The following is a 1,050-nucleotide window of genomic DNA, read 5'->3' as shown; positions in this document are numbered from 1 at the left end:
GCCGCACCGGGATCCCGTCGGGCCGCAGGGCCCGTGTGGGCCCCGGCCCCCGGCCGCACCACGGACGGGCCGCACCGGGCCGCGGACCGGCTGCCGTACGGACCTGCCGGAGCCGGAGCCGGAGCCGGAGCCGGAGCCGGACGCAGGGACCCGGCCCGGCCGGGTCCCGCCGCGCCGCTACGAGGGGCTGACGACGTGCTTCGCCGCGATGCGCTTCGCCGTGTCCGAGTCCGGGCCGGGCTCCGGCACGAAGACCGCCTCGCGGTAGTAGCGCAGCTCCGCGATCGACTCGCGGATGTCGGCGAGGGCCCGGTGGTTGCCGTTCTTCTCCGGACTGTTGAAGTACGCCCTCGGGTACCAGCGGCGCGCCAGTTCCTTGACCGAGGAGACATCGACGATCCGGTAGTGCAGGTAGCCCTCCAGCTCGGTCATGTCGCGCGCGAGGAAGCCGCGGTCGGTGGCGACCGAGTTCCCGCACAGCGGCGCCTTGCCGGGCTCCTTCACGTGTTCGCGCACGTACGCGAGGACCTGCGCCTCGGCGTCCGCCAGACTCGTGCCGGAGGCGAGCTCGTCGAGGAGGCCCGAGGCGGTGTGCATGGTCCGCACCACCTCGGGCATCGTCTTCAGGGCCGCGTCCGGCGGGCGGATCACGATGTCCACCCCTTCGCCGAGCACGTTCAGCTCCGAGTCGGTGACCAGTGCGGCCACCTCCACGAGTGCGTCGCTCGCCAGCGAGAGCCCGGTCATCTCGCAGTCGATCCACACCATTCGATCGTTCATGCGCCTTACCCTACGGCGCGCTCCGCTGACCGGGCAGGCCCGGACGCCCGGGACCTGCCGCGAACAGGTCCGAACCGGGTTTGTCCTGGTCCGTCCCGAGCGCCTGGCCGCCCTGGCCCCCGGGGTGTGTGTGGGGCGGGTAGGGGTGGGCGCCGGCGGAGTTCCCGCCGGTCCCGGGGGCCGCCTGCGCGCCGCCGCCCCCGTACGGGCCGGCCGAGCCGTTCGGTCCCGGGCGCCGGGCCTGGCCTGGCAGGCCGCCTTCGAGCGGGC

The 1,050-nt window shown here is 74.7% G+C and carries 1 protein-coding gene and 1 pseudogene; both read right to left on the bottom strand.

Annotation, left to right across the window (positions count from 1 at the left end; genetic code table 11):
* Positions 1-177: 177 nt before the first annotated feature.
* The gene (orn, locus tag L1885_RS28710) at positions 178-780 is read right to left on the bottom strand and encodes an oligoribonuclease (RefSeq protein WP_235800055.1); all 603 of its coding nucleotides are present in this window, start codon (positions 778-780) and stop codon (positions 178-180) included.
* A 10-nt stretch (positions 781-790) separates the two neighbouring features.
* Positions 791-1,050: pseudogene (locus L1885_RS28705) on the bottom strand (ice-binding family protein); the annotation flags it as partial.

The organism is Streptomyces fuscigenes (genome assembly GCF_021556455.1).
Lineage (GTDB): Bacteria > Actinomycetota > Actinomycetes > Streptomycetales > Streptomycetaceae > Streptomyces > Streptomyces fuscigenes.
Note: the sequence above shows the minus strand (reverse complement) of the source record. Positions and strands in the feature narration are given on the sequence as shown.

Excerpts from the sequence above, each read along its gene's own strand:
- orn (WP_235800055.1), bottom strand. The coding sequence starts at position 780 with ATGAACGATCGAATGGTGTGGATCGACTGCGAGATGACCGGGCTCTCG.